Origin of the sequence: Chryseobacterium sp. MMS23-Vi53 (assembly GCF_047651245.1) — a bacterium.
Classification (GTDB): domain Bacteria; phylum Bacteroidota; class Bacteroidia; order Flavobacteriales; family Weeksellaceae; genus Chryseobacterium.
Map to the genome: position 1 here is coordinate 1,664,207 of NZ_CP180265.1, position 25,254 is coordinate 1,689,460.

The following is a 25,254-nucleotide window of genomic DNA, read 5'->3' on the forward strand; positions in this document are numbered from 1 at the left end:
TAAGTTCTAATTTTCTTTAATAAATTTCAAATATCGTTTATAAAAATAATTTCTTAACTTATCATTATGCTTTTCTTCAAATTCTTCTTGATAATCTTCAAGTAAAGAAATATATGATTTTAAGATCTCTTTATCTAATTTATTATTAAGCGTGAAAATTTCAACTAATGACTCAAAAACAGAATTGGTACTATCTTTTGTTAAATCAAAAAATGTATTATGACCTATTAATACTAAAAAGTCATTTTCTAAAAGCGAGGAGATCCCATCAAGCTTATTTCCAATTTCCACATTTATTTCATTATTAATAATTTTATTGATTTCTTGCAAGCATTTATCTTTTAGTTGAAAATCATTTTTATTTTTTAGTAATCTTAAACCGTTCTCTCTTATTTCAGTATTTCGTGATGTGTATTCACTCCTTGAATGCGCTTGAAATTGTCTTAAATCATCGATTTCAATTTCATTTTCATCTACATATTTTTGAATGCCTGTAATAAGTTTCTGTGTTATGTCTTCTAAGTCATATCCTAAAATATTATCTAGAAATATAATTCTCTGATAGACTCCAAACATTTCATATGGTTTAAAACTTCCATTAAAAGCAAATGCCAATAGTTTATCACATAAATTTTTATATTGTTCTTCTGTATAATTAACAATTTTATCAAAGTTTAACTCATTATAAATTTTATAATGTTCTAACAATTCTCCATTTTCAATTTTTAATTTAAAATTCTCGATAGCTTCTACTTTGAATTCTTTTGCTTCAAAATCTTTTAATTTTATTACATTATCAAAAATGGAGTTGAAGAAAAAATATTCATTTTGACCAATTTTATATTTTTCACAAAATAATTCAATTGAATTTTTCGTATATTCTTTTCCATTTTGAGAAGCTATCAATTTTGATATACCTAAAGTATCATTATTTTCATTTCCGAAATCAGCTTTATTTTTAATACTTATTATAGATAACTTATATTCTATTGAAAACGCAAGAATTAATTTTATAATTAATTCTTTTTTTGACAAATTGTTTCACGTATTTCATCATCTACATCAATTATATCTTTTTTAATAGATAAATAAATATAATGTAGGTTATCTAAAGCATATTTTAAATTCCGATAATTATATTGTGAACAATCGGCAACTTGTAATAAAATATGCATATTCTCAATTAAAAACTCTTTATAATTATTAAAACCTTTATATCTTTCAGAAATTATATTTTCTAAAATTTCTTCCTTATCAATATCAAAATTTATCGTAATACCTATAACTTTTTCTTTTACATCTTTATATTCTTTTTGGTCTAAATTTATATTCTCATTAGTAATTATAAGTACTTTTACACCTTCATCGACGAGACTATTTACATATCCAATAAAATCATTTATATCTAGCTTTGAATTTATTCTTTCTAAATCATCAAAGCAAATAAATAATTCATTAGAGCCTAAAACATTTTGACCAATATCTTTAATTTCAGTGTTAAAATCAGTTCCAATCTTATTAAAATTTAGAAAACCCTTAAGACCAATTTTTAGAATATTTTTTGTAATCTTAAAAACTTTGTTTTCTTTGTATTTATCAAACAACTTTGATTCAAATAATTCAAACACAATTTTCTCTTGTATTTCTTCTATTGATTTTAAACCAAATAAAGAAATGTAAATTGGTTTATAGCTTTTTGTAGCATTATTGTAAACTTTTATCTCTCCAACTAGCTTCTCAATAACATTTTTATAAAAAAAAGTTTTACCAACTCCCCAGTTTCCTGTTAATTGTATTGCATAGTCTGACGATTTTGATAAAAAATCTATTATTATTTTATTAAAAAAACTCATAAAAAAATTTTAGCAAAACTAAAAAACATTCGCCAAACCTCGAAATGAAACCGATAGAATAAAAAAATCGCTCTCAATAAAGTATATCGAGAGCGAACCACCAAATCACAAAATATTAATATATAGTTTCAAATCTATATCTATATTAAATATATGGAAAATTTCAATTCAAAATACACTATCGTCAATAATTTTAATAAAAATTTAAAAATAATTAAAATCAATTCGCTGTGAGATAAAAATAAAATAATGTAAAGTATTGTTCTAATAGGGATTTAGTCTTCACATCACCTTGAATAAACAGTTTAGAAAAAAATCGAATTTTAACTTTTACAGAGTACCACAAGCTACCATTTTTAAAGGTTTTATATAAAAATAATTCACCATTTCCTATAACGAAAATGGTGAATTTATATTTTAGCGAAAATTTTAAGTGATTTTAGAACTTATCTTCTTACTCTTTTTGGCTTTTTAGCTTCTTCTTTTGCTTTCTCTTTGTCGATAGCTTCCTGAGCCTTGTTGTATAAAGCATCATCGGCTACATACTTTTCTTCCGGATAATTTGGGGTATCGACGAGAATATCCTGCCATTTCTTAATCCTGTCTTTGGTATTCCAATTAAAATCCTGGAACTTCCTTCGGGCAGGTTCTATTTTGCTCATCGGATAGGTGTCTGAAGTAGCTCCTATATTACAAGAAACGATCTGCAATGCCTTCTCTTCAAAAATAGCATCGATAATTCCACAAGCTGTTAATGAAATCCCGATTCTTTCTTTTTCCTTCGTCTGCTCATTCACATCATCAGAATAGCTGATTGCCTGTGCATTTCCGATTACTTTTGCTTCTTTAATATTATTTTCGTCATCATAATAAACCGTCATCAACTTCCCTTTTACCTGATTGAATTCATCTTTCATATCAAGAGAGTCCACTTTGCTGATGGCAAACGCATTTCCGATAACTTTTAAAGAATCAAGATTCTCCTTTTCGGTATCAAAATACCCTTCAACTTTATCTCCGGTTACTTGTTTTCCGTTGCTCCAAAGAATTGGATCTGTGTACATATGAAGAACACCATCTGTTTCATTAAACGCAATAGAATCTGCTCTTCCCTGTGCATTCGATTTATAAAATCTTCCTTTTCTGAAAGCTCGTAAAAAACTTTTCTTTTTAGTAATATCTGCAGCATCCTGTTTTTGGAAAGAAATGATTTTTTCCGCAGCAAAATACATTGAGTCTTTTTCCAAAGCCTTTACAGCGTAAGGATTTTTCGTCATCATTGCAGAATCTTTCTTTTCGAAAATTTCTCCGTAACCACCTTTTATCCATCTTCTTTCGTTGGGATCATCCAATGTTACATTTCCGGTAGCTTTTCCGAAACCAGTCAGCTGATTATAATACATTTCGTCTCCTGTAAGAATTTTATCATTGTAAAAAACTTTCGAGTTTTTGTATAAAAAAGCTTCTTTAGAGTTTGTATTGTATGTTCCTTTTTCCGTGTAAATACGGTTTTTGTAATTCTTCTTGTTGGTAATTGTGGTAGGTCCGTTGATATCGACAATATTTGTATTCTGGTTTTGAATTACATTTCTTCCTTCCAAAATATATTGAGGATCTTCAATTTTCACATTTCCTGTAAGATCGATTGTTCTTGTCGATAGAAAATAAGTTCCAACTTTTGCATAAGTAGTACTTTTTCCATCATTAATTGTACCTCCAGTATTGAAATAAGCCTGATTTGCAACCCTGTCATAATACATGGTTTCAGTCTTGATAACTGTCCCTTTAGGATCATTTAAAACAACATTTTTGCGGGCAATACCTTTCTGAGTATTCCCATCGTATTCCATTTCGTCTGCTGTGATTACAGAACCGTCTGCGTTTTGCAGCCTTACATTTCCGATTGCTTTGATGAAATTCTGCTCCTCGTATACAATAACCAAATCAGCATTAAGAACCGAACCTTGATGTTCAAATTCCACATGTCCAACAAAATAATTGTTTCCGTCGTATTTTTCATCTTTCCTAAGCTCATCAGAATGTCTGTGCTTTACCGTTTCAGGAGGTGGAGCATTCTTTTTTGGGGAGTGTTCGGAGTGAAATACGGATCCTTTTGCGCAGGTTTTGGTGGCTGAACCTGAGCAAATGTAAACGTTGAAATAAAAACTAATAAAACAAAAATTAGCCTCATTGATTAATCATTCTTAGTGCCATAAAAATACAGCGAATGAGAATCAATTTTTACGCCAAATGCTTCTTCAATTGCTTCTTTGATGCCTTGAATTCTTGGATCGCAAAACTCGATAATTTCTTCAATCTCCTTGTCTGAGTCTTTTTTGTAAATCACCAAATGGTCATGCTGTTTATCAAAATAAGACTTTTCGTAAGATGAAGACGTTAAAGTTTTTTCTCCAAACTGATGCTTACGGATCAGACCTGCATCAAGGAAAATTTCAATCGTATTATAGATTGTCGCTTTGGAAACGTGATATTTTTTCTGCATCATCAGAAGATACAGATCATCAACATTGAAGTGATGATCCATATTATAAATCTCTTCTAATATCGTATATCGTTCAGGAGTGTTTCTGAAACCCTTTTCTAGCAGGTAGTTTCTTAAAACATCTTTAATTAACGCAATATTTTTTTCTTTTTGTAAAGTATCCATCAAAAAAATTATCTACAAATTTATTGATTTTTATTTAAATACGTAATGAACGACTATGTTAAAGAATTTAACTGTTATGACGAATGAATTCGCATTGCTCTATTCTGGATTTACCGATACAATCTTCCGTCATAGGCGCAGATTCCACAACAACATTGTGTGAGGTGATACCCCATGCTTTAAAGTCGTCACTGCCTATATATTTAACAAAATTGTAGATATTTAGGATAATTTTCTCTTTTACCGTCAAAAGTATATCGTTGATATAGGTGTTATCTATAATCACATATTTCAAATCTGGTGGAATATTATGAGCTCTTAATGAAGGGTGACTGCTTCTTGAAGGAATCGTTCCGTCTGCCATCATATCTCTTAATACCATATCGAAATAATCGTTGATTCTTCTATCAATTTTAAATCCTAACATGAAGTTAATTTTATAAATTGTTCCCGGAAGAACCTCATCTACAGCATATTTAAAAGTATACGGATCTTCCTGATTGGTAATCGTTAAGATAAAATAATGATCCGCCCTTTTCGGTTGTTTCTTAATTATAGAATAAATGATTTTTGATTCGATCTCATCATTTCTTTTTGCTCTACTTAAATAAGCCAGGTTCGTTGCATATTTTGGAATCGTCTCATCCAGTTTCATGTCTTTGATAATCGGAATATAATTTTCCAATTTAATAAATTTGATGAATTTGGTTTTGATGGATCTACCATTGTACCAAGCATACATACAAACCCCGATGAATCCAGCCAGAATTACCGTAATCCAACCTCCTTCGAAGAATTTGATGATATTTGCACTGAAGAATCCAAGCTCGATCGACATGTATACTAAAGCAAATAATAAAATTAAACCTTTATTTACTCTATGTTTTAGTAGCCAATACATCAAAAGAATCGTTGTCATCAACATTGTTACTGTAATTGAAAGACCGTAAGCTGCTTCCATTTTACCAGATTCTCTAAAGTGAAGAACCACGATGATACAAAGGATAAGCAATCCCCAGTTAATTCTCGGAATATACATTTGTCCTTTTACCCCAGAAGGATAATCGATTTTTTGGTTTGGCCATAAATTCAAAGACATTGCTTCTGAGAAGATTGTAAACGATCCTGTAATCAACGCCTGACTTGCAATAATTGCCGCTGCAGTCGCCATAATAACTCCCGGAACGATCATCCACTCTTCCATGATCCCAAAGAAGGGGTTGATAGATGCAACTCCAGGCTGTCCGTAATTTGTTAATAACCAAGAACCTTGTCCAAGATAGTTTAAAATCAACATGATTTTTACAAATCCCCAACTTACTCGGATATTTTTTGCACCACAGTGTCCTAAATCTGAATAAAGTGCTTCTGCTCCCGTTGTACAAAGGAAAACTGCTCCTAAAATAACGATGGCACTTGGTGAGTTTACAATAAGTTTATAAGCATAATAAGGATTAAATGATCTTAAGATTTCGAAGTTTTCGCTTAAATGAGAAACTCCTAATCCTCCCAAAACCAAGAACCAAATGACCATTACAGGTCCGAAAAATTTACCAATGAAACTTGTTCCAAATTGTTGAACCACAAAAATGACAATTAAAATACCAATGGTAATCGGCACTACCGGCGTATGCGGGTTGTAAATCTGAAGACCTTCAATGGCCGACATCACTGTAAGCGAAGGTGTAATAACTCCGTCTGCAATCAGCGCTGCTGCACCAACAATCGCAATGAGGTACAACCAACCCTTTTTAAGATTCTTAACCAAAGAGAAAAGTGCTAAAATTCCACCTTCACCTTTGTTATCTGCTCTCAACGCAATTATTACATACTTAATTGTAGTCTGAAGCGTAAGAGTCCAAATAATACATGAAAGTGCCCCTTCGATGTATTCATTGAATGGCATCGTACTGCCTTCTCCTCTTGCGTTTACAATCGCTTTCATTACATAAAGCGGTGATGTACCAATATCACCAAAAACGATCCCAAGAGAAACTAAAACACCAATGAAAGAAAGCTTCTTAATGTCAAAATGATGACCGCCTTCTGTAACTTCTGCCATATCAGCTAATTTTATTTTTAAAAGCGCAAATTTAAATCAAATTTACAACCCCATGAATTTTTATCCATGAATATAATAAATGAAAAAACTTCCTTTCGGAAGTTTTTTTCTATAATCATTAAATTATTTAACGTACATCGCTTTTTTGATCTCTTCTTTAACTTTTTCAAGTTTTGGAAACCATTCTGCAAATAAAGCTGCAGAGTAAGGAGCAGGTGCATCAGGAGTAGTAATTCTCTTGATTGGAGCATCCAAATAATCGAATGCTTTCTGTTGCACCATATATGTAATTTCAGAAGAAATTGAAGCAAATGGCCAAGCTTCTTCTAAAATAACCAATCTATTTGTTTTTTTAACTGATGTCAAGATTGTATCGAAATCCAACGGACGAACAGTTCTAAGGTCGATAACTTCTACAGAAATACCTTCTTTCTCCATATCCTCAGCTGCCTGAATCGCCAACTTCATGATTTTTCCGAAAGAAACCAAAGTTACATCTGTTCCTTCTCTCTTGATATCTGCTTTTCCGATTGGTAAGTAGTACTCTTCTTCAGGAATTTCCATCTTATCACCATACATTTGCTCAGATTCCATGAAAATTACCGGATCATTATCCTGAATCGCAGATTTCAATAATCCTTTCGCATCGTAAGGGTTTGAAGGAACCACAACTTTTAGTCCTGGAACATTTGCAAACCAGTTTTCGAAAGCCTGAGAGTGCGTTGCTCCCAATTGTCCTGCAGAAGCAGTAGGTCCTCTGAAAACGATAGGACAGTTCCACTGGCCACCACTCATTTGACGGATCTTCGCCGCGTTATTAATAATTTGATCAATCCCCACCAATGAGAAATTGAACGTCATATACTCTACAATTGGTCTGTTACCATTCATCGCAGCTCCTACAGCAATACCTGTAAAACCTAGCTCAGCGATTGGTGTATCGATTACTCTCTTAGGACCAAATTCATCCAGCATTCCTTTTGAAGCCTTGTATGCACCATTGTATTCTGCAACTTCCTCCCCCATTAAAAAGATGGATTCGTCTTTACGCATTTCCTCGCTCATTGCCTGTGCAATTACCTCACGAAAAGTATATTCTGCCATATTTATTTGAAAAATTTAGACTACAAAAATAGTGTTTTTTTATTATTCTAATAACAAAAACGACATCTCATTTAATGAAATGCCGTTTATTAATTTTTATTTAATGTAATTAATTAACTTTTTGCCAAGTCTGCGTTCTTCCGATTAAAGATAAACCGATGTATCCTCTTACATTCAGCTTGTCGCCTTCTCTTTTAATTGTACACTTGTATGTCTTACCTGTTTTCGGATCTGTAATAGTTCCTCCACTAAACTCCTCCCCGTCTTTTTTAAGACCTCTGATAATTTCTAATCCTAAAATGGGTTTGTTTTTTCTGTCGTCTTTACAGTTCACACAATTCGGATTGTCTGGTTTTGCTAACAATTGAGTAACCTTCCCAAAATACTGATCTCCTTTTTTATAGATTTCTACAATAGATTTTGCCTGTTTTGTTTCATCATCTATTGTTTTCCATTTTCCTTCAATTTGCGCGAATGACATCACTCCAAATAGTGAAAGAACGAATGTTAATAATAATTTTCTCATATTTTTTATAGTTTTAATTTCAATAAAAGAATTTCGTTGTCTATTTACTGTTAAAAGTATAAATTAATTTCAAACCAACAAAGACTTTTATTATACTACACATATTATATTACAAGTGATGTACCAAAATCCTAAATGGTTAAGAATGCGAAAGAACTAATTGCCGCAAAAGCCTATTGAATTTGACTTTACTTCATTAAAAAAATTATACCGAAAAAATTCAATTAAAATCAAAATTATTCGGTACAATATTTATTTATTAAAAACTTAATTATCAATACATTTTTCTATTAATCACCCGATCCATATAATCCTGATACCAAGCTTTTGCAATCTGCATTCCTTTTTGTACATCGGGATTATTTTTCACTTGATCCTTAATATTTTTTTCTAAACCTAGATCTGTCTTATCAAAAATTCCAACTATATCTTTTCCATCAAAACGATAAATATAATTTCCAATAATAAATTGTTCAACTCCCCCATCAGAATTCGCTATAATCGGAGAATACTTCTTTTCACTTACCAAACTTCTACCCCAACTTCTGATCTTTTTATGATAACCAATTAAATCGGCCAAAGTTGGATAAATATCGATCTGCTGAGCAAATTCCGGATTTACACCTTTTAAGTTATATTCCGGATTTGGAGAATAAAAAATCAACGGAACAGCGAAACGGTTCATTGCTTTTTCATATTCAGAATAATAAATTTCATTCGTATGATCTCCTGTGAAAACAAAAATTGTATTGTTGAACCAAGGTTGTTTTTTTGCTGTTTCAAAATACTTTTTAATGGAATAATCGGTATACTGAATAGGTTCATGCATTTGATTTTTTCCTTTTTTAAATTTCCCGTTATATTTTTCAGGAATTTTAAAAGGATGATGAGAAGAAGCCGTAAAAACCGTTGCCATAAAAGGTTGCTTTTTTCCTACATTTTTGGCAAAATACTGTAAAAACGGTTCGTCCCAAATTGCCCAGATTCCGTCGAAATCGGCATCATTATTATACTCTGTTTTTCCGAAATAATGTTTAAAACCTAAAATATTTCCAAAACCTAAAAAGCCCATAGAACCATTCGGCGCTCCGTGATAGAACGAAGTATCGTAGCCCATTTCATTACAAATCGAAACAATTGACTGAATTTTTTGGTTGGAATACGGTGAACTTGTAAAAGCGTCCGTCAAACTCGGAATTCCTGCCAAAACAGAGCTCATCCCGTGGATTGATTGTCTTCCGTTGGCGAAAGTATTAGGAAAAATTAAACTTTCATTTGCCAAACTATCGACGAATGGCGTGTAGGAAACATAATCCTTAATATTTTTATCTTTATTAAAAGCCCCGGAATATTCTCTGCTAAAAGATTCAACAATGAAAATAACGATGTTTGGCTTGTTCGTAACCTGTCTGTCGTATTCTTTATAAGGTTGAATATTGTCATTAATAAATTTTTCATCAACAAAATGAACTTCCTTAAAACTATTAGTATTTATGGTTCTGAAAAATGAAAACGTACTATTCAAAACAATATTTCCTTGAGATGGTAATTTTACAAAACGATTGGCATCCACCAAATTAATCGGTCTTGTACTGTGCTTGAAATCTCCACGAATTCCACCAACCGCCAAAACCGTGACAATGCAAATCGTAACGATCGACCAAATAAAATAAGGAATTAATTTCACAGGCCTATTTTCCTGAATTTTCACTCTTTTGTAAAGGAAAACCCAAAGTACCATTGACACCAAAAACCCAATTAAAACCAAAGGATTTTGTACTACAGAAGCCGTAAAAACCTTAAAAATATTCGTTTCATGTTGAGCCACCTGAAATGCTGCCGTTGTCAATCTTGTCTGAGAAAATTTGAAATACACCATGTCTCCAAAATTCATCGCATACGCAATTCCATTGGTGATAAAATACAGCCAGAAAAGGAATTTTTGATATCCCTTTTTCGTATTGATAATGATTGGAATAATGCTTAAAAGAATAAATAAGGCATTCACATACAAAATTGCCGTTGTATCAAAGGCAATTCCATGATAGGAAAGATTGAAATAATCCGACACCGAATCGATCTTAATTAAATCTTTATTAAAAAACCAAAACAAAAGTCTTGCGATCTGATAGAAAAAATATGCTAAAAAAATTCGGTACAACAGCACCAGAACTTCCTGTTTTCTAAATTCTTTAAACAATTTCATGCCGCAAATTTACCAAATAAATGTAACAATTTACCAATGCAACCATGTAACAATTGTCGGTACATTGTTAAATTGTTACATTGCTAAACTGATTTATTATTTTAATTTTGTGGCTATGAATTTTATTAAAAATAATCTTGCCAACGCGATCACATTGGGAAATCTATTTTCGGGATGTGTAGGCGCAATCCATCTTGTTTTGGGTGATTATCAAACGACTGCGATCTGCATTATTCTTTCTTTGATCTTAGATTTTTTTGATGGTTTTGTGGCGAGAGCACTGGAGGCAAATTCCAATTTAGGAGTTCAGCTAGATTCTTTGGCGGATATGGTGAGTTTCGGTTTACTTCCAGGGTTGACGATGTATGCAGCTTTAGAACCTTTTGGAAGATTATTTTTAGGAACCGAATTACCTTTTGAAATCAAATATTTAGGATTATTTGTAACCCTTTTTTCTTGTTTAAGATTAGCAATTTTTAATCTTGATGAAGATCAAAAATACTACTTTAAAGGATTGAATACACCATCGAATACGATTTTAATTTTCGGATTGTATTATGCTTTTAAAGAAGTCGGAGCTTTTTCGTTTTTGTTTGAAAATTCATTGTTTTTGGTTTTGTTAACAGCAGTTTGTTCATGGCTTTTAATTTCATCCATAAAAATGATCGCGATGAAATTCAAGTCGATGAAATTGCAGGACAATTATCCGAAAGTTGCTTTACTGGTTGGTTCGATTATTATTTTGATTATCTTTAAAACTGTCGGAATTCCGATAGTGATTATTTATTATATTTTAATATCAATTATTTTTCAAAAACAGCTTAACTAAGTTGTAAGTTTTGAGTTATTAGTGATAAGTTGAAAAATATGCGACTTTCTTTTAACTCATAATTCATAACTTTCAACTCATAACTTACAAAAAATGAATTTAAAACTACATAAACCTCTTTGTATTTTTGATCTAGAAACAACAGGAACGAACATCGGAAAAGATAGAATTGTTGAAATCTGTATTTTAAAAGTAAATCCGGATGCTTCGAGAGAAAGTAAAACTTGGAAAGTAAATCCTGAAATGCCAATTCCTGTGGAATCGAGCGAGATCCACGGAATTTATGATGAAGATGTAAAAGATGCACCTACTTTCAAAGAAATCGCTTCAAAAGTGATGGAAATGATTACAGGAGCCGATTTAGGAGGTTTTAATTCAAACAGATTTGATGTTCCGTTGTTGGCTGAAGAATTGTTGAGAGTAGAAATGGATTTCGATTTAAGCAAATTCAAATTGGTGGATGCACAAACGATTTTTCATAAAAAAGAACCTAGAAATTTAGGTGCTGCTTACCAATTTTATTGTGGAAAAGTATTGGAAAATGCACACTCCGCAGAAGCCGATGTAATGGCAACTTTCGAGGTTTTGGATGCTCAGGTCGGAAAATATGATGATATTCCGAATGAAATTGCTCAGTTGAGCGAGTATACTTTCCATAATAAGAATGCGGATTTGGCTGGTTTCATCGGATTTAATGATAAAAACGAAGCGGTTTTCAACTTCGGAAAATATAAAGGACAGGGTGTAAAAGCTGTTTTCCAAAAAGATCTTGGTTATTACGGATGGCTGCAAAATGCAGATTTCCCTTTGTATACGAAGAAGGTTTTTACAAAAATTCAACTTACAGGTAAGTTTTAGAAATGAGCGAGCTGGTAAAATTCAAGTTCTACGAAACAGCGCTTCAAGCGAATCGTGATAAACAAATTCTGGCAGAAAACGGAATTAATAGTTTTATTGCCAATGAATTGTTGATTCAGTCGGATTGGCTGCTTTCTCAGGCAGTTGGCGGAATTCAGTTGCAGGTTTTTGAGGAAGACCTTGAAAAAGCGAATCAGGTTTTGCAAGATTACAAAGAACATGAAGAATTTTCTTTAGAAGTAGAGCATACGATTGAAAATCCGGAGTTCGATTTTGTTTGTCCTAAATGTGGTTCGAATCATATTTACAGGGATGATAGTGCGACAAGTTTTTTTGGAATTTCAATTTTAACGAGCCATAAGTTTGTTTGTTATTATTGTGGAAATGAGTTTACACGTTAAATAGATGCTTCGGTAAGCTCAGCATGACATCGCTAATAATAACTGCTATCTTGTCATTCTGAACGGAACAACGTGGAGTGAAGAATCTATTTTATCTAAATTTCCACGGTGTTTGTCATTCCGTAGGAATCTAGACAAAGCTATTAAAGAATAATTAAAAAAAGATTCAGCCTTGATTCCTAGGGAATGACAAACTTTATGTTTTTCTGAGATTTTGAATTAACGAGTGAAATTCCCCTCCTTTGGAGAGGTGGCGAAAATTCAAAGAATTTTTGACGGGGTGGTTTTCAACAGCATGAATCTCCTAGCCCCGATTGCAGTGGAAATCCTTTTTTGAAAAAAAAGATTGCAACGGAAAGCGGGAAAAGCTCCTAAAAAATAAATAAAATAATTGTGAGATGAGATTGTTTCGGCGCTTCGCTTCTCGCAATGACAAAATAAAAAAATTATGAAAATAATCTGCATAGGAAGAAATTACAGCGAACATGCGAAAGAATTGGGAAATGAAATCCCTGAGAAACCGGTAATTTTTATGAAACCCGATACGGCGGTTTTGAAAGGAAATGATTTTTATATTCCTGAGTTTTCAAACGACGTTCATTATGAATTGGAGGTTGTAGTGAAAATTTCGAAAGGTGGAAAATACATCCAGAAAGAAACGGCGCAGAAACATTATGAAGAAATCGGTTTGGGGATTGATTTTACAGCGAGAGATCTTCAAAGCGAGTTGAAATCTAAAGGTCTTCCGTGGGAACTGGCAAAAGGTTTTGATGGTTCTGCAGTGGTTGGAAATTTCTTTAAGAAAGAAAATTTTAATCTGGAATCTCTGAATTTTTCGTTATTAAAAAACAAAGAAAAGGTTCAGGACGGAAATACGAAAGACATGATCTTCACAATTGATGATATTATTGCTTTTGTATCGCAATATTTTACGTTGAGAGTCGGTGATCTTATTTTCACGGGAACTCCGAAAGGTGTCGGAAAGGTAGAAGAGAATGATATTTTGGAGGCTTATCTGGAAGATGAAAAAATTCTTGATATTCGAATATTATAGGTAATTTAATATAAATTTTGGCATAATTTTCCTATCTTTAATAAACAAAATTAAAGGTTATGATAAATATTGTATTACCCGTAGATTTTGGGGACAAAACAGAACAGCTTGTAGAAGGAGCGGTAAAATTCGCGAAACAAGTAAATGGTAAAATTTTCCTGATCCATGTTGCGCCTTCGGATATTGGTTTTGCCATTGGTGATATGGGATTTCAATATTTTCCGGAAGTTGAAGAGAATGAGATAAAAGAAGAACTTATTCAGTTGAATAAAATTGAGCAAATAATTCTTGCTCATGATGTTCAATGCGAACACCTTTTGAAACAAGGTCTTGCCAAAGATATTATTTTAGATTATGCAAAGACAAACAATGCAGATTTCATTGTGATGGGTTCGCACGGAAGAAGCGGAATCTACGATGTTTTTGTGGGTAGCCTAACGAAAGGAATCACGAAAGATTCGAGTGTTCCGGTTTTGGTACTTCCAATTCATGACTAGAATATAGATAAAAATTAAATTTTAATCGTTAATAAAAAAGCCGACCAAATAAAATTTGATCGGCTTTTTACTATATAACCAATTAATTAACCTTCTTTTTTGTAGATATTCGGATCGTAGTAAGGATGCTTACCTTCCGTTGGAGAATAGTAGTCTTTATCTTTATCGCCACCTAATGTAACAACTAATACGTAGCACCAATAAGTGAACAATACGCAGCAAACGATAAATAGAATCCAGTTTAAAACATTACCGAAAGTATCAAAAAAACCGAAAGACCATTTGAAAACTTTGCTCAAGAATAGAAAGAAAGACGTCATTATTTTCCTTTTTTAAATTAACTTTGTACAAATTTATAAAAAATGTTTAAATTACTTTCAAAAGAAAGCAATATTTTTTCAATTCCTGTGTATATTGGTTTTCTTCTTTTAATAGTAATATTTTTTAACATACTGAATTTCAACACTTATGAAGCAATCATCGCAGGAATTACTTTCCTGGGAATTGCTTTAGGATATTTCTGTTTTCACAGTATTGCGCTTAATTATCAAACGCATTTGCCATTATTCCTGTATACGATCTTCATTTTTGGATTGTATCCGGGAAATTTAGATCTCGGAATTGCGGTTTCCCTGTTGACCAATTCATTTCTTTTGTTGCTTTTGACAAGTACCAATGAAGATATCCGAAAAAAATCTTACGTTTTGGTAGGTTCGATTGTAGCTTTGAATTTTATTTTCCTTCCTACAACATGGCCAATGGCTGTTTTTGTGATCATTCACGTAATTGCAACTTCGGAAAGAATTGGATTGAATATTTTCAGGTTTTTGCTTGGAATTATTTTAATTGTATTCGCTTACTTTTCCATCATGTTTTTCATGGATTTTAGAACTTGGAACATCGATTATTTCCCTTTTGGAAAGATGAAACCAATGACAGATTACAATGGTTTATTACCTTTGATTCCGATTGCTTTGATGCTGATTTATGCAGTTTACGACCATTTTCAAAATTATAATAAAAAGAGCCCGATAAGCCGATATAAATACACTTTTTTATTGGTTTTTTCCGTGGCACAGCTGGTTACTATTATTCTTTATATGAATAAAAGTTATGAATATTTGCTTCTTCTTGCTTTTCCTTCAACCATTATCATTAGCAGAATGTTGAAGTTTTTGCCTAAATACTGGATGCAGGAAGTTTGCTTTTGGTTAATTATTTTAAGTTTAATCGGTTTTAAAGCCGGAACTTATATTAAGTTTTTTTAAAAAAAGATTATGATTCAGATTGACGATAAATTGATCTCCGAAGATATTTTTTCTGAAGAGTTTGTTTGCAACCTTTCAAAATGTAAAGGTGCATGTTGTGTGGAAGGAGACGTAGGTGCCCCGTTGGATAAGGACGAACTGGAAATTTTAGATAATATTTTTGACAAAATTAAACCATATCTTACTCCGGAAGGTATAAAATCCATCGAAGAAATTGGAACGTGGACAACCGATCCAATGGACGGAATGTATGTAACACCGATGGTTGAAAATCGTGAATGTGCTTACGTAACATTCGACGAAAAAGGAATTACAAAATGTGGAATAGAAAAAGCGTATGAAGACGGTGCTGTTGACTGGCAAAAGCCTATTTCCTGTCATCTTTACCCGATTCGTGTGAACAACTATTCTACTTTCACAGCTTTAAATTATCATGAATGGAATGTTTGTAACGACGCTTGCGCATTAGGAAAAGAACTGCAGGTTCCTATTTATAAATTCCTTAAAACACCGTTGATCAGAAAGTATGGTGAAGAGTTTTATGATGTATTGAGCGAGGTTGCGGATGAGTGGAAAAGTGAGTATGGTTCTTAGTTGGATTTGAGGGTTTTAGTGTATGAGAGTTTTTTCTTTAAAAACTTTATTTAAATCTTCTTTGCTAAGATTCAACTTGATGTAAATTTTTCATTTTAAAATTGCTATAAACATAAACAAAAGCGTCTCCTAAAATTTACGAGACGCTTTTTATTTAGAAATGATAATGAATATTAGTTTGATGCTCCAGTTTTTATTACTGCTGCTTCTACTTTTGCTTCATCTTTTTTAGCTTTTTCCCAACCATCTTCCGGCATCAAAGTCGCTACAATTCTTCCTTTTGTAAGGTATTTTTTAGCAACGTCCTGAAGATCTTTTACCGTTAAGGCTTTTACTTTGTCCTGATAATTCAGGATTTCGTATTTGTCGCTTCCATCCAACTGATTTTTAGTAAGAGAATTCATCCAGAACATATTGTCTTTCATACTCGTTTTATAATCGTTGTATTCGCCTTCTTTGTATTTATCAAGGTCTTTTTGCTCAGGGCCTTTGTCGATTAATTTTTGAAGTTCTGCGATTGCACTTTTCGTTAATTTATCTGCATTTTCAGGACCACAAGGGAATTGGATGCTGAAGTTGTACGTGTTGTAAGGAACTTTATTCATTCCACCTCTTGCTCCACCTCCGTAGATTCCGCTTTCGTCTTCTCTTAATTTTTCGATTACTTTAATCGTCGCTACTTCACCAAGCGCTTCCAAAGCCAATGCATCTTTTTCATTGTAAGGTGCTTCACAACTGTAAGCGATCGTTACCATACTTTTCGGATCTTTTCCTTTTTTGTAAACTTTAGAATAATCTCCAGTCATCGGTCTGTAGCCAGTATCTTTGAAAGTTGTAGTTTTTCCACTTGTAGGAAGGCTTCCGATGTATTGCAAAACTTCATTTTTGAATGTTGCTTCATCTATGTTTCCTACAAAATAGAACTGGAAGTTTCCTGCATTTGCAAATTTTTCCTTGTAAATATCGTATGCCTTTTTGTAATCCGTATTCGCCCAATCTTTCTCCATTGGAATAATTCCGATGAATCTTGGGTTTTTCTGATTCATAAATTTTGCATGCTCACTAGAGAAATAGAACTGAGGATTAGACAATAAATTATCCAACATTGCAGACTGCTTTGTTTTATAAGCATTAAATGCGTCCGGGTTATAATTTAATCCTGTGAAATAAGCGTACATCAATTCCATTGCAGTGCTTAGATCTTTTTGGTTTGTTCTTCCAGAAACACCTTCCGTTACTGTTCCGATTGAAGGATTTACACTTACCTGTTTTCCAGCTAAATAATTCGTAAGATCAGCTTTTGAGAATCCATTTACACCCGCTTCAGATAAAGCAGAAAATGCGAACTGTGTTTTGTTGAAATCTGCATCATTAATTAATGAACTTCCCCCTAAACTTCTCGCTGCAAAAACAATTTCGTCATCTTTAAAATCAGTTTTTTTGAAAGTCACTTTTGCGCCGTTGCTTAAAGTCCAGGTTGTTGTACCTAATTTAGCATCGGTTTCAGTTTTAGCGATTTTAGCTTCAGATTTAAATGGTTTTACTAAATTTTTGATGGTTGCTTTTTCCTGATAAGGTTTAAGATCAGCCATTTTCACACTTTCAAAAGTATTCAGTACCATTGCTTCTGTCGGCATCTGAACGTTATCTTTTTTAGGACCTGTAATTACCACTACTCTGCTGTCATCTTTTACCATTTTTTTGATAACATCATTCGTCTGAGCCAACGTTACAGAAGGTAAGAATTTCTTTGTATCTTCATATTCCCAAGCAATTCCTGGAATTGGTTCTTGCTCTAAGAAATTTCTTACATACTCATCTACCAACATGTCGCTTTCTGTTTTGTCGCGGTTGTTGTAAGACCTTTCTACATTCGATATTACCTGAGCCTTTGCTCTGTCTAGCTCACTTTGTGTAAATCCGAATTTTTTTGCTCTTTCAACCTCTTCTAAAAGAACTTTCAAAGCGCTTAACTGATTTCCGTCTTTTACCATCGCAAAGCCTTGGAAAGCCTCTTTGGTTCTTGCATACGTTCCACCGTGATAAACCGATCCGTATGTGAAAGGAGGATTTGTAGAATTTACCAATTCACCCAATCTGTTATTCAACATTGTTGTGGTGATTTGCTCAATAAGACTTTGGTTGTACTGTTCAACAGTCACATCCGGCTGGTAAGCCTCAGAATCCTTCATCGTGAACTGTACCATCGATCTTGTTGCATCCGGATCTGTTTCAATTGCAACTAAAGTTTCCTTATGATTCGGCATATCAAAAACCTTTCTCTCTCTTGGTTTTGCAGGGTTTTTATATGAACTGAAATTGGTCTTAATTTTCTTTTCAACCTCATCTACATTGATGTCTCCAACCACAACAATTGCCATCAGATCCGGTCTGTACCAATCTTTGTGGAACTGTCTAATTACCTCTGGCTTAAAATTTTCCAATACTTCTTTTTTCCCGATAGGTAGTCTGTTGGCATACTGAGATTTGTACAATAATTTAGGAAGATATTTGTCCGACATTCTTTTGTCAGCTCCCAAACCTAGTCTTAACTCTTCTAAAACTACCCCTCTTTCTTTGTTGATTTGCTCATCAGAAAGTGTTGCGTTGAAAGCCCAGTCTTCCATTACTTTCAGACCTGCATCAAGATTTCCGGGCTTATCTAAAGGAACGGGAAGCATGTAAACTGTTTCATCAAAACTTGTGTAAGCATTCAAATGCTGCCCGAATTTCACCCCGATTGACTGTAGGAAATCTACAAGTTTATTATCCGGAAAATTCTTTGTTCCGTTAAAGTTCATGTGCTCCATGAAGTGGGCTAAACCTCTTTGGTTTTCATCCTCAAGAATAGATCCGGCATTGATTGCCAATCGAAAATCTACTTTTTTTTCAGGTAAATTGTTTTTCTTGATGTAGTACTTCATTCCGTTTGAAAGAGTACCAATTCTTACAGAAGGATCTGTAGGAATGTTTTGTGCGAAAGCATTTGCGGACATCAAAAAGACTACCGCAAACGACGATAACATTTTTTTCATATGGTTTGATTATTAATTTTTTCGGTGATAAAAATATCACTTATTCACAGAACGAGGAAATGTTTAGAATATTATTTAAAGTTAAACTCAGTTAAATAAAGTTAATTTTTCGATGTAAATAATGATCTGCTCTCAAAAGCATTTTAAATCACGAAAAAATAGGGTTTAAAAAAGATTTACTTTAAAAATTTGTTCAAAAAAAATAATAGAATTTTCATTTTTGAAATCAAGAAAGATTTCATTAAAGAGTAATGATTTTTTATTCATCTATTTATTGTTTGTGTTGTTTCGGAAGCAAAAATATTAATTATTAAGAAATGTACTATATGATATCTAGTTAAACTTTAGTTAAATAAAAAAACCAGACAAAAGCCTGGTTTTTATTATCTTAAATAAGATTTTTTTATTTAAAATCAGCATCAGAAACTCCTGAATTGATGGTTACTTTCGTAGTTTTGATCGTAACTTTCTGTCCGTTCCCTTCTGCTTCAATTTCCTGCGGGAATTTAATTCCATCAACAGTCATATAGCTTTTTACTGTTGCATTTCCTTCAGCAGCAGTAGATTTATATAATAATCCTGTAGTGGCATCAAAATAATGTTTGCCTTTTTCTGAGCTTAAAACATTATAATCTTTACCGTCAACTTTCTCTACAGTAACTGTTGTAAATTTCGCAGGATCGTAGCTTAAAGCATCCATTACTTTAGCGTTTTTCAAATCTGCGATTTTATCAGCTGGAATATCCATTTTCTGACCACCTTGCTCAAAATATCCTTTCTCACCGTCAAAAAACTGAACCATTTTTTGTCCCATTACAGACTGCTCAGACTTGAATTTGTTACCCATTTTCTTTGTAGTCATAGAAACTTCCATTCCCTGAACAGAAATTGTGTTATCAATAAGAGTAGTTTTTATACTCTCCAATTTATCTTTTCCTCCAAGAGCTTTCAGATAATTGTCGATTACCTCTTTAGAAGTCAGTTTAGATTTCACAGCTTCCGTCTTTGCGGGAGCAGCGGCAGTAGTCTTTTGTGCAGCTACCGAAGTAGAGAAAAGTACGGCACAGAAAAACGGAATGATAATTTTTTTCATATACTAAGTTTATTGAGCGTAAATATATGAATATTGTGGGAATAATTTTATGACGAGTCAAATAAAAAAACCACCAATTTCTTGGTGGTTTTTATAATATTTATATCGAACTCGATTATTTCTTAAGCTCTTCCAAAAACTCGTCGTGAGAGATTGCAGTTTCTTTTTTAGTCGCTTTTTCCAAGATAACATCCTTCAGCTTCGTCATCGCAACTTCAGAAGAAATTTGTCTTACCTGCTCTTGGTCTTTCAACATTTCAACAGCATATTTCTGGATTTCCTCATCACCTAAATGGTGGATTCCATAGATTGCTAACTGGTTTCTTACCAATTGCTCAGCTTGTCCTAAAACATCAGCATAGTCTAATTGAATTTCGTTATCAGTCATCAATTTACCTTCGATGATTTGATATTTCAATTGATTTTTCTCTGCTTCTAGGATTTCTTTAGCTTGCTCTTCAGACTGGATGTTCTGGTTAGAGAACTGTAACCATTTTACCAAGAAAGTTTCAGGAAGTTTTACTTCTTCTTTTTCAGAAACCTGCTCCAATACTTTATTCACAAAGTGAACATCAGCATTTTGCTGGAAGTATTCGTCTAATTCAGATTTTACTTTTTCTTTCAGCTCTTCCTCAGACTTGATGTTTCCTTCACCATAAACTTTATCGAAAAGGTCTTGGTTTAGCTCAGCAAGATTCAAAGAATAGAAATCTTTTACTTTTACTTCAACTTCGTTGTGGTGTAGGTGCTCAACTTCTTCTTTAGAGAAACCTAATTCTTTAGCCAATTCTTCGTCACCGGCAAGAGTTTCTTTAGTTACTTTTACAGAACCGTCCATTTTCAAAGCCTTTACCAATTTGAAAGCTTCTTTGTTTTCAGCTGTAATGGTAACATTCTTTGGATGGTGGTGGTGTTCTCCTTCAGCATCTTCTTCTACAACTTGAGAAACCTCTAATGCGATGTAAGAATCTTTAGTGATTTTATCTTGAGGAACCTGCTCTGCAAAACGCTTCTGCATGTTTTCAATACTCTTGTTGATTTCTTTTTCAGAAGCTTCTACTTTGTAGTGAGGCGCTTCATATTTAGCTAAATCTATAGTGAATGCAGGCTCATATCCTACTTCAAAAGCAACTTCTAACTGATCAGCATTGTAATCGAATTCGTTTACTGGCTGAGGAACCGGCTGACCAACTAATCTTAGTTTGTTGTCGTTCACATACCCGTTCAAAGCATCAGAAACCTGCTTGTTGATTTCTTCAAAAGCGATACCTGCTTCATATTGTTTTCTAACCATACTCAAAGGCACTTTCCCTTTTCTGAAACCAGGAACTTGTGCATTTTTAGCATAATTAATCAATTGTTTCTCAACTTTTTCCTTATAGTCAGATTTTTCCAATGTCACTGTAAGCAATGCACTTACATCATCATGGTTTTTTGCAGTAACCTTCATTATTGATTAAAATTTTAGGTTGCAAAAATATGAAAATTTTATGAAAATCACTCATTTAAAATCAACTTAAAAGCTAAATATTGTTAAATGTAAGAATCTGTTGGTTGGAGGTTGGAAGATGGATGCCGAAAGTTTATATTCGACCGTAATTTTTCGATGATGATTAAACTTCCATCCTATTACTTCCAGCCTCCCTACGAATTAATTCCATCAAACAAAAAACCACCGAAAAATTCGATGGTTTGCTAACAAGATTAAAGATATATTAAAATTTAATTTTAATTCGTAATAGTATAGTTTGCCTGAGCATCTGTTTCACCTCCAACCTGCGTTCCGTAAACAATTCCGTTTCCGCTTGCCTGAGAATCTTCAGAAACACTTGCCGGCTCATGGTATAAGGTGAAAATTAACTGGCTTGTTGCAGATGCGTTTTTCACAGCCTTGTTTACAACCCATTCAGTTCTCAACCCGACACGTTTTCCGTCTGCTCTTGTAGAAGAAGCGTCATCTGTACGGGTTAAAGTAATATCTGAATTCGGGAAATTAAAGACTAAAAAGTGTTCGTCTTTCGCATCTTTTATTTCCTGTGTTGCATCTTCATTTCCATTTTTGAATTGTGCAGTTACCTCATAAGTTTTCCCGTCAGTAAGCTGGATTGCCTGTGCACCTCCTGCTCCCATGCTGTAATTATACGTTTTTACTTCCCCTGTAGTTTTATCTTTAATATTTAAAAGAATATTGGTAAGATCTTCCTGGGGAATATCGTCTTCTTCTGAAGAACCGTCTCTCTGGCAAGAAACGACAGTAATTGCGATGAATAAAACAGCTAATAATTTGATTATATTTTTAGTATTAAATAATTTCATTTTTAAAATTTTAAGGTTGTAAAATTTGTTTTAATAATTTTTGAAAAATCTTTAGAATTTGTATCTAAAGTTTAAAATAAAGTATCTTCCTGCTTCGTCTGCAAAAAATCTCAAACGATTGAGATAATCTCTGTAAGAAATATTAAAAATATTATTTACGATAAGACCTGCAGAAAGATTTTTGCTGATATCGACTCCTGTTTGTATATTCCAGAGCGAATAGCCTTTTGGAGGTGTACTGAAGTCAACGGTTTTCTCGACTTCTTCTCCATTGTCATAAATTGTAATGGATGCATTACGAATCGGAAATCTTTTCTGCGTTAAAAAAGTCTGATTTTCAATATTTAAATAAAATTTATTCCAATCATCTTTATTGAATCTTAAAGCATTGGAAAAATTCGGAGGCATCATTAGAATTAATGGTTCATTATGCGTATCATCCTGCCCATAAACATATCCTGCTTTTCCTACATATGATAAATTATCAGCAAGTTTCCAATTGATATCCAAATCTATCCCATACATTTTGGCATCAATCTGCTGATACGACCAAACCGGAAATATTCCTCTGATGGTATTTTGGATTCCTGTAGGAACTTCATTGATAAAGTTTTTGGTAATATAGAAATATGGATTTACGGAAACATTCAGCCCTTTTAATACATTAAATTTTGCATCTGCAATTAAATTAAACTGGTGTCCCTGCTCGTTTTTAAGCGACAAATCTCCCAATTCAATAATTGCTGCAGAATGATGCAATCCATCTGAAAATAGTTCTGCTGCATTCGGTGTTCTTCCAACTTTGGCATAATTAAATTTCAAATTAAAACTACCGTTTGGATGATATTCCAAACCTGCATTGAATGAAACATTATTATAATTCAGTTGAGGACGCGTTAAAACTCTGTTCTGATTGGTTTTCACATAAAACTCCGGGTATGCATCTGCATACAATTTTTCCCAGTCGCTTTTGTCGTACCATTTCGTAACATCATAACGGGCAAAATCATACCTCGCCCCTGCTTCTGCATTTAAATCCGGAGAAATTTTATATTTAAAAATAGAATAAATACCCGCAGAATATTTATCGTAATTCGGAATCAAACGTCTCGCTTTTGTTGCCGGATCCGAATAATTATTTTGAAATCCTGCATCGATCCCTGTTTCCAACGACCATTTTCCTCTTTCCAGTAAATCATTAAGGTTAAACTGATGTGTCATTAAAGACAAATCCAAAGACGGAATATCATTAAGATCTCCTCTCCTGATATCATATTCCTGTCTGTGATTGTACTGAAAGCTATAAGTCGCAGAAACTTTTCCAATATTTTCAAATCTTTTGAAAGCAGAAACTTTTGCAATGTGATGTTGAATTACCTGTTTCGGATTATTAATATCATAACTAAAATCTCCCGAATAATAAGGAACTTTAGTCGTCATGGCTCTGTAAAAATCTTCATTAGAAGAAACGTGCGAGTCTCTTAAAATTCCGATATTTTGGTCGGTCAGATAATAATCAAAAGAAATTCCTCTTTCGTAGTTGTTATTTTGTACCGTAAAATTAAAGGACGAAAAATCCATTCCGGTATTCTTCAAATAGTATCCAGAAGCTTTCTGATCGCCTAATTTTTTGATACTTCCTCCCGACTTTACAGCCCATCCGTTTTTCCATGCTTTTGCAATATTGGCATCCAGCATCAAACCTCTTCCGTTTGAAATTCCGGCAAGATTTACAGATCCCATAATGGTATCTTTTTTAGGAAAAACTTCCGGATCCATTACCACAACGCCACCAACAGCATCACTTCCGTATCGTAATGCAGAAGCTCCTTTGATGACATCGATGTGTTGAAAGTTATTAATATCAACATTCGGCGCATGCTCTACTCCCCATTCCTGTTCGGCAAGCCTTACCCCATTTGCCATAATATTTACTCTGCTTCCAAACAGTCCATGAATGATGGGTTTTGAAATATTATTCCCCGTTTTTAAAGCAGAAACGCCCGAAATTTTAGTCAGTAAATTTCCTAGATTTTCGGTAGAATTTTTCTCAATATCCGATTTATCAAGGGTCTTTACCACCATACTTCCGTTATTCTTGTGACTTCCGTGAACCGTCACTGTTTCGATATCCTGAACGTGATGTTCAAGGATAATTTTCAAATGCAAATCCTGGGTAACTCCTACATTTTCAGTATAATCATTACAATCAGGATGTTTAGCAATGAGTATATATTTCCCTGAAGGAATTTTATTGAATGAAAACTTACCGTTTTTATCGGTTTTTGTAGAAAAATCTCCAATTTTCACGACTGCATTTTCCAGCATCGTTTTATCATGAAAATCCTGAACAGTTCCTTCCACCGCGTAAGTCTGCTGTGCGTTTGTTAATGCAAATCCACAAAGGATCAGCATAAAGCTATATATCAATTTCATTGTTAAATAGATTGATTGTGTACCGTTTAACAGTACTTTTTTTCGAAAAAATTTGTGAAAAATATTGGCTAATTAATTTGAATTAATAATCAACGAAATGAATTAATATCAAAATGTAAACGTTCCTAATTGAACATAAAATTTCAAGCATTAAGTCAAAAACATTGAACTCTAAACCCAATTAAAGCCAAAGAAATCTATGAATTATGAAATTGCGGGAGGACCGCGAAGCTGAAAAGTAAACTTGGTTTGTGACCAGATTTTCTCCTGAATGGCAATCGTTTGTTTTACCTCTTGCGTATAATTTTCAAAAGAAAAACTGAATTCTTCAGGAACCAAAGTATGTCCCGTAGCTAAGAAATGACAAGCCAAACAGTCGGCTGCCTTTTCTTTTACCAAATTTTTTGAGATTGTATTTTCTGATTTTTTTAAACTAAAATTTTTAAAAACTTCT

Annotated in this window: 22 protein-coding genes; 7 read left to right on the forward strand and 15 right to left on the reverse strand. The window is 33.2% G+C overall.

The window, feature by feature from the left end; translation table 11 throughout:
- Positions 1-6 precede the first annotated feature (6 nt).
- From ACKX2A_RS07415 to ACKX2A_RS07450, 8 genes are all read right to left on the reverse strand, one after another.
- The gene (locus ACKX2A_RS07415; protein WP_415328741.1) at positions 7-1,035 is read right to left on the reverse strand and encodes a hypothetical protein; all 1,029 of its coding nucleotides are present in this window, start codon (positions 1,033-1,035) and stop codon (positions 7-9) included.
- Positions 1,017-1,853 (reverse strand): P-loop NTPase fold protein, encoded by an 837-nt coding sequence (locus ACKX2A_RS07420; protein WP_415328742.1) that lies wholly within the window; start codon positions 1,851-1,853, stop codon positions 1,017-1,019. The genes ACKX2A_RS07415 and ACKX2A_RS07420 overlap by 19 nt, the downstream gene beginning before the upstream one ends.
- A gap of 446 nt (positions 1,854-2,299) precedes the next feature.
- On the reverse strand, positions 2,300-4,048 hold the full coding sequence (locus ACKX2A_RS07425; RefSeq protein ID WP_415329426.1) for an OstA-like protein: 1,749 nt from the start codon (positions 4,046-4,048) through the stop codon (positions 2,300-2,302).
- Positions 4,048-4,521, reverse strand: coding sequence for a Fur family transcriptional regulator (locus ACKX2A_RS07430; protein ID WP_415328743.1), 474 nt, complete (start codon positions 4,519-4,521; stop codon positions 4,048-4,050). The genes ACKX2A_RS07425 and ACKX2A_RS07430 overlap by 1 nt, the downstream gene beginning before the upstream one ends.
- A gap of 67 nt (positions 4,522-4,588) precedes the next feature.
- A complete protein-coding gene (locus ACKX2A_RS07435) occupies positions 4,589-6,583 on the reverse strand; it encodes a KUP/HAK/KT family potassium transporter (protein WP_415328744.1) in 1,995 nt (664 codons plus the stop codon).
- A 123-nt stretch (positions 6,584-6,706) separates the two neighbouring features.
- Complete coding sequence (locus ACKX2A_RS07440) at positions 6,707-7,687, reverse strand: pyruvate dehydrogenase complex E1 component subunit beta (RefSeq protein WP_415328745.1); 981 nt, start codon at positions 7,685-7,687, stop codon at positions 6,707-6,709.
- A 109-nt stretch (positions 7,688-7,796) separates the two neighbouring features.
- Complete coding sequence (locus tag ACKX2A_RS07445) at positions 7,797-8,213, reverse strand: DUF2147 domain-containing protein (RefSeq protein ID WP_415328746.1); 417 nt, start codon at positions 8,211-8,213, stop codon at positions 7,797-7,799.
- A gap of 274 nt (positions 8,214-8,487) precedes the next feature.
- The gene (locus ACKX2A_RS07450) at positions 8,488-10,419 is read right to left on the reverse strand and encodes an LTA synthase family protein (protein WP_415328747.1); all 1,932 of its coding nucleotides are present in this window, start codon (positions 10,417-10,419) and stop codon (positions 8,488-8,490) included.
- A gap of 115 nt (positions 10,420-10,534) precedes the next feature.
- On the opposite strand from ACKX2A_RS07450, the gene ACKX2A_RS07455 reads away from it, so the two are divergent.
- From ACKX2A_RS07455 to ACKX2A_RS07475, 5 genes are all read left to right on the forward strand, one after another.
- On the forward strand, positions 10,535-11,248 hold the full coding sequence (locus ACKX2A_RS07455; protein ID WP_415328748.1) for a CDP-alcohol phosphatidyltransferase family protein: 714 nt from the start codon (positions 10,535-10,537) through the stop codon (positions 11,246-11,248).
- Between the two features lie 93 nt (positions 11,249-11,341).
- The gene (locus tag ACKX2A_RS07460) at positions 11,342-12,106 is read left to right on the forward strand and encodes an exonuclease domain-containing protein (protein ID WP_415328749.1); all 765 of its coding nucleotides are present in this window, start codon (positions 11,342-11,344) and stop codon (positions 12,104-12,106) included.
- A gap of 2 nt (positions 12,107-12,108) precedes the next feature.
- Positions 12,109-12,507 (forward strand): putative signal transducing protein, encoded by a 399-nt coding sequence (locus ACKX2A_RS07465; protein WP_415328750.1) that lies wholly within the window; start codon positions 12,109-12,111, stop codon positions 12,505-12,507.
- 448 nt (positions 12,508-12,955) lie between these two features.
- Positions 12,956-13,561, forward strand: a complete 606-nt coding sequence (locus tag ACKX2A_RS07470) for a fumarylacetoacetate hydrolase family protein (RefSeq protein ID WP_415328751.1) — start codon at positions 12,956-12,958, stop codon at positions 13,559-13,561.
- Positions 13,562-13,620: 59 nt separating this feature from the next.
- Complete coding sequence (locus ACKX2A_RS07475; protein ID WP_415328752.1) at positions 13,621-14,058, forward strand: universal stress protein; 438 nt, start codon at positions 13,621-13,623, stop codon at positions 14,056-14,058.
- Positions 14,059-14,144: 86 nt separating this feature from the next.
- Here the strand turns inward: ACKX2A_RS07475 and ACKX2A_RS07480 are convergent, their stop codons facing one another.
- Entirely contained in the window at positions 14,145-14,378 is a 234-nt protein-coding gene (locus ACKX2A_RS07480; protein ID WP_415328753.1) for a DUF6341 family protein, read from the reverse strand.
- A 42-nt stretch (positions 14,379-14,420) separates the two neighbouring features.
- On the opposite strand from ACKX2A_RS07480, the gene ACKX2A_RS07485 reads away from it, so the two are divergent.
- Complete coding sequence (locus ACKX2A_RS07485) at positions 14,421-15,326, forward strand: DUF6427 family protein (RefSeq protein WP_415328754.1); 906 nt, start codon at positions 14,421-14,423, stop codon at positions 15,324-15,326.
- Positions 15,327-15,335: 9 nt separating this feature from the next.
- Positions 15,336-15,920 (forward strand): DUF3109 family protein, encoded by a 585-nt coding sequence (locus ACKX2A_RS07490; RefSeq protein ID WP_415328755.1) that lies wholly within the window; start codon positions 15,336-15,338, stop codon positions 15,918-15,920.
- 173 nt (positions 15,921-16,093) lie between these two features.
- Here ACKX2A_RS07490 and ACKX2A_RS07495 read toward each other — a convergent pair whose 3' ends face one another.
- From ACKX2A_RS07495 to ACKX2A_RS07520, 6 genes are all read right to left on the reverse strand, one after another.
- Positions 16,094-18,955, reverse strand: coding sequence for a M16 family metallopeptidase (locus ACKX2A_RS07495; RefSeq protein ID WP_415328756.1), 2,862 nt, complete (start codon positions 18,953-18,955; stop codon positions 16,094-16,096).
- Between the two features lie 403 nt (positions 18,956-19,358).
- Entirely contained in the window at positions 19,359-20,048 is a 690-nt protein-coding gene (locus tag ACKX2A_RS07500) for a hypothetical protein (protein WP_415328757.1), read from the reverse strand.
- 115 nt (positions 20,049-20,163) lie between these two features.
- On the reverse strand, positions 20,164-21,498 hold the full coding sequence (locus tag ACKX2A_RS07505) for a trigger factor (protein ID WP_415328758.1): 1,335 nt from the start codon (positions 21,496-21,498) through the stop codon (positions 20,164-20,166).
- 278 nt (positions 21,499-21,776) lie between these two features.
- Positions 21,777-22,364: a hypothetical protein gene (locus ACKX2A_RS07510; RefSeq protein WP_415328759.1), complete on the reverse strand. Its 588-nt coding sequence runs from the start codon at positions 22,362-22,364 to the stop codon at positions 21,777-21,779.
- A gap of 51 nt (positions 22,365-22,415) precedes the next feature.
- Positions 22,416-24,800 carry a TonB-dependent receptor gene (locus ACKX2A_RS07515; RefSeq protein WP_415328760.1) on the reverse strand — a complete coding sequence of 795 codons (2,385 nt, stop codon included), beginning with the start codon at positions 24,798-24,800 and terminating at the stop codon, positions 22,416-22,418.
- Positions 24,801-25,004: 204 nt separating this feature from the next.
- Positions 25,005-25,199, reverse strand: a complete 195-nt coding sequence (locus tag ACKX2A_RS07520; protein WP_415328761.1) for a hypothetical protein — start codon at positions 25,197-25,199, stop codon at positions 25,005-25,007.
- Positions 25,200-25,254 lie beyond the last annotated feature (55 nt).

What these genes read in the sequence shown, in the direction of transcription:
- ACKX2A_RS07515 (WP_415328760.1), bottom strand. Translation starts at nt 24,800, where the DNA reads ATGAAATTGATATATAGCTTTATGCTGATCCTTTGTGGATTTGCATTA.
- ACKX2A_RS07465 (WP_415328750.1), top strand. Translation starts at nt 12,109, where the DNA reads ATGAGCGAGCTGGTAAAATTCAAGTTCTACGAAACAGCGCTTCAAGCG.
- ACKX2A_RS07435 (WP_415328744.1), bottom strand. Translation starts at nt 6,583, where the DNA reads ATGGCAGAAGTTACAGAAGGCGGTCATCATTTTGACATTAAGAAGCTT.
- ACKX2A_RS07440 (WP_415328745.1), bottom strand. Translation starts at nt 7,687, where the DNA reads ATGGCAGAATATACTTTTCGTGAGGTAATTGCACAGGCAATGAGCGAG.
- ACKX2A_RS07420 (WP_415328742.1), bottom strand. Translation starts at nt 1,853, where the DNA reads ATGAGTTTTTTTAATAAAATAATAATAGATTTTTTATCAAAATCGTCA.
- ACKX2A_RS07495 (WP_415328756.1), bottom strand. Translation starts at nt 18,955, where the DNA reads ATGAAAAAAATGTTATCGTCGTTTGCGGTAGTCTTTTTGATGTCCGCA.
- ACKX2A_RS07455 (WP_415328748.1), top strand. Translation starts at nt 10,535, where the DNA reads ATGAATTTTATTAAAAATAATCTTGCCAACGCGATCACATTGGGAAAT.
- ACKX2A_RS07510 (WP_415328759.1), bottom strand. Translation starts at nt 22,364, where the DNA reads ATGAAATTATTTAATACTAAAAATATAATCAAATTATTAGCTGTTTTA.
- ACKX2A_RS07505 (WP_415328758.1), bottom strand. Translation starts at nt 21,498, where the DNA reads ATGAAGGTTACTGCAAAAAACCATGATGATGTAAGTGCATTGCTTACA.
- ACKX2A_RS07475 (WP_415328752.1), top strand. Translation starts at nt 13,621, where the DNA reads ATGATAAATATTGTATTACCCGTAGATTTTGGGGACAAAACAGAACAG.
- ACKX2A_RS07490 (WP_415328755.1), top strand. Translation starts at nt 15,336, where the DNA reads ATGATTCAGATTGACGATAAATTGATCTCCGAAGATATTTTTTCTGAA.
- ACKX2A_RS07445 (WP_415328746.1), bottom strand. Translation starts at nt 8,213, where the DNA reads ATGAGAAAATTATTATTAACATTCGTTCTTTCACTATTTGGAGTGATG.
- ACKX2A_RS07460 (WP_415328749.1), top strand. Translation starts at nt 11,342, where the DNA reads ATGAATTTAAAACTACATAAACCTCTTTGTATTTTTGATCTAGAAACA.
- ACKX2A_RS07430 (WP_415328743.1), bottom strand. Translation starts at nt 4,521, where the DNA reads ATGGATACTTTACAAAAAGAAAAAAATATTGCGTTAATTAAAGATGTT.
- ACKX2A_RS07485 (WP_415328754.1), top strand. Translation starts at nt 14,421, where the DNA reads ATGTTTAAATTACTTTCAAAAGAAAGCAATATTTTTTCAATTCCTGTG.
- ACKX2A_RS07470 (WP_415328751.1), top strand. Translation starts at nt 12,956, where the DNA reads ATGAAAATAATCTGCATAGGAAGAAATTACAGCGAACATGCGAAAGAA.
- ACKX2A_RS07480 (WP_415328753.1), bottom strand. Translation starts at nt 14,378, where the DNA reads ATGACGTCTTTCTTTCTATTCTTGAGCAAAGTTTTCAAATGGTCTTTC.
- ACKX2A_RS07450 (WP_415328747.1), bottom strand. Translation starts at nt 10,419, where the DNA reads ATGAAATTGTTTAAAGAATTTAGAAAACAGGAAGTTCTGGTGCTGTTG.
- ACKX2A_RS07500 (WP_415328757.1), bottom strand. Translation starts at nt 20,048, where the DNA reads ATGAAAAAAATTATCATTCCGTTTTTCTGTGCCGTACTTTTCTCTACT.